This window comes from Streptomyces sp. WELS2 (assembly GCF_013870595.1).
Lineage (GTDB): Bacteria > Actinomycetota > Actinomycetes > Streptomycetales > Streptomycetaceae > Streptomyces.
Genome location: NZ_JACBWZ010000586.1, coordinates 1 through 4063, shown reverse-complemented (window position 1 = coordinate 4063; position 4063 = coordinate 1). Strand labels below are relative to the sequence as shown.

Sequence of the window (4063 nt, the reverse complement as noted above, 5' to 3'; positions counted from 1 at the left end):
TGGAGCTGCGCACGGCCGCCGACTTCGCGGCCGATCCCCGGCCGCTGTTCGAGCTGGACGCGGAGACGGTGCTCGACGAACCGGGCGACGTGGACACCGAGTTCACGGACTACGACGCGTGGATCGAGGAGGTCTGGCACCACCCGCTGCTGAACCGGGAGCTGACCGTGGTGGTCTGTGCGGGCGGCCGGCCGGTCGCCTTCACCGTGGCCTACACCGACGGCGGCACCCGCTACTCGACGGCGATGACCGGCACCGTCCGCGCCCACCGCGGCCGCGGCCTGGCCAAGCTCGCCAAGATCCACTCCCTGCACCGGGCCCGTGCCGCCGGTCTCACCGAGGCGTTCACGGGCAACGACACCGGCAACGGTCCCATGATCGCGATCAACGAGTGGCTCGGGTACGCGTTCCGCGCGCGGGAGGTGCGTTACATCCGTGAACTCGGCTGAGCGGGGCCGGTCCTGGAGAGCGTGGGGATCACACGGTGGCCATGACCGCGTACCGCTCGTCGTCCACCTCCTTGCCCCACAGCGCACGGTGCCCGGACAGCCGCTCCACGCGCAGGTGCCGGGTCAGCGGCTCCAGCAGGGCGGTGAGCCGCCGCGCGGGTATGCCGACCGGGGTGAGGGTCCCCCACACGCCCTCGATCAGCACCATCCGGCCGCCCGGGCGCAGCAGGTCCCGCCAGTGCCGCAGCGCCCCGGCCGGGTCCGGCAGGGCCCACAGCACATGGCGGACCAGGACCGCGTCGAAGCGCCGCTCCCCCACCGGCGGGGCCGCCGCGTCCCCGCACAGGATCTCGGCGGGGTGCCCGGCGAGCTTGGCGCGGGCCCGCTCGAGCATCGCCGGGGACCGGTCGACGGCCGTCACCCGGTGTCCCCGCTCGGCGGCGAGGAGCGAGAGGCTGCCGGTGCCGCAGCCGAGGTCGAGGAGGTCGGCGGGGTGGCCGGGGAGCCAGGCGCGCAGCCGGTCCGCCCAGGCCGCGCGCACCTCGGGGTCGCGCAGTCCGTGATCCGGTTCGTCGTCGAATCCGGCGGCCAGGGCATCCCAGTCCGCTTCCGGGGCACCAGCAGCCCTGTGCGTGTTGTCGCTCATGCCCCAGAGGGTGACAGACGCCACTGACAGTACGAACGTGACAGCCACCACTGACAAACCGGCACCGATGAGGAAATCTCCCGGAAAACGTCTACCTCCGTGACAACACGGAACCCGTAGGCACGAAGGAGGCAGCGATGCGCCGCATGACCGTGCAGAAGAAGCCCCTGAAGCGGACGGACAGCCGCCGGATGTCCGAGGAGGCGGAAGAGACGCCGGCGGGACGGCCGGAGGTGCGCAAGGACATCGCGCGCACCTGGTGGCCCGACGCCTGACGCGGGGGCGGTTCAGCCCAGCAGCTTGCGGTAGTGGACGCGGTCGTAGGGACCGTCGACCCGGCGGGCCACGACCTCGTAGCCGTAGCGCGGATAGATCTTCTGGTTCTCCCACATCATCGCGTTCGTATAGAGCCTGATCTCACCCAGCCCGAGCGCACGCGCGCGTGCGTCGACGAAGCGCAGCAGGCGGCGTCCGACGCCCGTGCCGTGGATGCTGGGGTGGACGGCGATGCTGTCCAGGAAGAGATGGTCGGCGAACGCCTCGACCACCACCAGCCCGACGACGGGTTCCCCGGTGACGAAGACCTTGCCGGCGGCCACGTCCGCCGCGTGGTCGGCCTCCATGGGCTGGGGCACGACCCCGATGCGCTCGATGTAGCGGCGGTACGCCGCGTCCGTCACCTCCCGCACGGCGGGCACGTCCCGCGCGCCGGCCGGCCGGACCCGTTCCGTGCCGCCGTGGTTCTCGATGATCATGCCGTGCACGTTAGCCGTCGGGGCTCCGGGGCCTGTCCGGCGGCCCGGGCCGGACAGGCCCCGGCCGCTCAGCCGAGGGCCGAGGCGCAGGTGGTGGGGGTGGCGTGGGCCGGGTCGAGGGCGTTGGCCACCTCGTGGAAGGCGATCCGGTCGGACAGGCCGATCGCGAGGTGTTCGGACAGGTCGAGCGGGCAGAGGTCCTGGAGCAGGACGTTGCGGACATCGGAGCCGCTCAGGTACTGGGTGCGCCAGGGGGTGACGACCTCGTCGTACTTGGTGGCGATGACGGTGTAGCGCACGCCGGGGACGGTGTCGCCGCCCGCGTTGAGCCTGGTGAGGAAGTCGGAGCCGACGATCTGGTCGGCGAGGCCGGGGGTGGCGGCGTCGAGCAGGTCCTCGGCGCCGGGGAAGAACGGCAGCAGGTTGGTGAGGCCGTCCAGGTCGGTGCCGTGGTTGTCGGGGGCGATGCCGACGAAGGCGTGCACCTTGGCCGCTCCGCCGAGGAACTTCAGGTAGTAGCGGGGCATCATGCCGCCCTGGGAGTGGCCGACCAGGTCGGCCTCGCCGGCTCCGGTCGCGGTGAGCACCTTGTCGACGAAGGCGGACAGCTGCCCGGCCGACTTGTCGATGGGGCCGAGGCCGTGGAAGAGGGGCACTCCGGGGAGCTGACCGTAGTCGAGGGAGTAGACGCAGTACCCGCGGCTCGTGAGGTACGGGGCGAGGCCGAGCCAGTTGTCGACCGAGTTGCCGAAGGTGCCGTGGACGAGGACGACGGGCCGGGGGTGGGCGGCGGACGGCTTGCACGAGTAGTCGTTCCAGCCGCTGCTGGTCGCGGCGGTGCCGGAGGCGCTGGCGGTGGCGGTGGCGGCCGGTACGGCGACGGCGGCGACGGCGAGCAGGAGCGCGGCGAGCGGTCTGAGCGCTCGCTTCCAGGGCAGCATCGTGTGATCTCCTTGCGGCTCAAGGGGAGGGGCACGGCCAACCCTGTGATCCGGATCACGGGATGCTGTTCACTCGTCAAGTTACGGTCGAGTAGTCCAACTGTGAAGTTACGCGTCAGTAAAACTTGCGGTGCCGACCGGCCGGGGCGCGCGATGCGCCGGGGTCACGCCGCCAAGGTGCCCGGGAACACCGCGCGGGGGCCGAACCTCGCCCGGGCCCGGTCCGCCGTTTCCTCGATGCGGCGGATCTTCTCGTCCACCGGGTCGAAGGTGAGCTGGTGGGCGGCCTGGCCGGCGGGGATCAGGTCCTCGGCGCGCAGGACGAGCGCGCGGACCCGGGCGCGTTGCAGGCCCAGCGCCTCGTACATGCCGTAGGCCGTCCTGGTCAGGGCCGCCGAGTGCGCGGTCGGCTCCTTCAGGGCGCGGGTGCGGGTGGTGGCGGCGGGGGTCCCCCCGCTCGAGCGAGGTCGGGAGTGAGGGAGGCCGGCGTAGCGGACGGTGAGGGTCAGGGTGCGGCAGACCATCCCCACCGCGCGCAGCCGGGCGCCGATCTCCTCGGCGGCCGACAGCAGCGCCCTGCGGTGCCGGTCGGGGTCCAACTCGTCGAGCGGGAAGGTCCGTTCCGTCACCAGTGAGCGCGAGACGGCGTTCGGGACGACCCGGCCGCGGTCGATGCCGCTCGCCTTCTCCCGCAGTTCCCGGCCCGCCCGCGCCCCGATCAGCCGCTGGAGCGTGGACAGCGGCGCGGCGGCGACCCTGCCCAGGGTCTCCAGACCGTACTCGTCCAGGGTGCGGGCGGTGGCCGCGCCGACGCCGGGCAGCGCGGTGACGGGCTTGCCGGCGAGGAACTCGGCGACGGCGTCCGCCGGCACCGCGCGGGTCACCCCGGGCCGGGCCTCGCGCAGCGCCACCCGGGCCAGCATCGGGCCCGGCCCGGCGCCGATCGCGCAGTCGACGCCGTAGCGGGCGAGGGCCCGTACCCGGATCACCGAGGCCAGCTCCACCGCGTCGCGCCCGAAGTACCGCTCGGCGCCGCGCAGATCGGCCAGCGCGCCGTCCGGCGGCAGCGCCTCCACCACCGGGGTGAACTCCTCCAGCAGCCCGAGCAGCCCCGGCAGGGCCGCCTCGTACATCGGCGGCAGCTGGAAACGTACGCAGAGGATGGTCATCCCGCACTCCCCGGACTCTGGTGCCACAACTTCCGTATCGCCGCGGGGGCTCGCGCGGCGTCCTCACCCGCGGGCCGCAGATCGGCCCAGGGGTGCAGCTCGT

General features: G+C 73.0%; 6 protein-coding genes. 2 read left to right on the top strand and 4 right to left on the bottom strand.

Features of this window, described 5'->3' with window-relative positions:
• Positions 1-449, top strand: a 449-nt coding sequence (locus tag H5J33_RS26175; RefSeq protein ID WP_181797317.1) for a GNAT family N-acetyltransferase, incomplete at its 5' end; no start/stop codon positions are given.
• 28 nt (positions 450-477) lie between these two features.
• Here the strand turns inward: H5J33_RS26175 and H5J33_RS26170 are convergent.
• On the bottom strand, positions 478-1095 hold the full coding sequence (locus H5J33_RS26170; RefSeq protein WP_181797316.1) for a bifunctional 2-polyprenyl-6-hydroxyphenol methylase/3-demethylubiquinol 3-O-methyltransferase UbiG: 618 nt from the start codon (positions 1093-1095) through the stop codon (positions 478-480).
• A gap of 137 nt (positions 1096-1232) precedes the next feature.
• Between H5J33_RS26170 and H5J33_RS26165 the strand changes: the two genes are divergently transcribed.
• Positions 1233-1370, top strand: coding sequence for a hypothetical protein (locus H5J33_RS26165; RefSeq protein ID WP_107058380.1), 138 nt, complete (start codon positions 1233-1235; stop codon positions 1368-1370).
• Positions 1371-1382: 12 nt separating this feature from the next.
• Here the strand turns inward: H5J33_RS26165 and H5J33_RS26160 are convergent, their stop codons facing one another.
• The 3 genes from H5J33_RS26160 to H5J33_RS26150 form a co-directional block, all read right to left on the bottom strand.
• A complete protein-coding gene (locus H5J33_RS26160) occupies positions 1383-1850 on the bottom strand; it encodes a GNAT family N-acetyltransferase (RefSeq protein ID WP_181797315.1) in 468 nt (155 codons plus the stop codon).
• A 68-nt stretch (positions 1851-1918) separates the two neighbouring features.
• Positions 1919-2791, bottom strand: a complete 873-nt coding sequence (locus H5J33_RS26155) for a triacylglycerol lipase (protein ID WP_181797314.1) — start codon at positions 2789-2791, stop codon at positions 1919-1921.
• Between the two features lie 164 nt (positions 2792-2955).
• The gene (locus H5J33_RS26150; RefSeq protein ID WP_181797313.1) at positions 2956-3960 is read right to left on the bottom strand and encodes a DNA polymerase thumb domain-containing protein; all 1005 of its coding nucleotides are present in this window, start codon (positions 3958-3960) and stop codon (positions 2956-2958) included.
• Positions 3961-4063 lie beyond the last annotated feature (103 nt).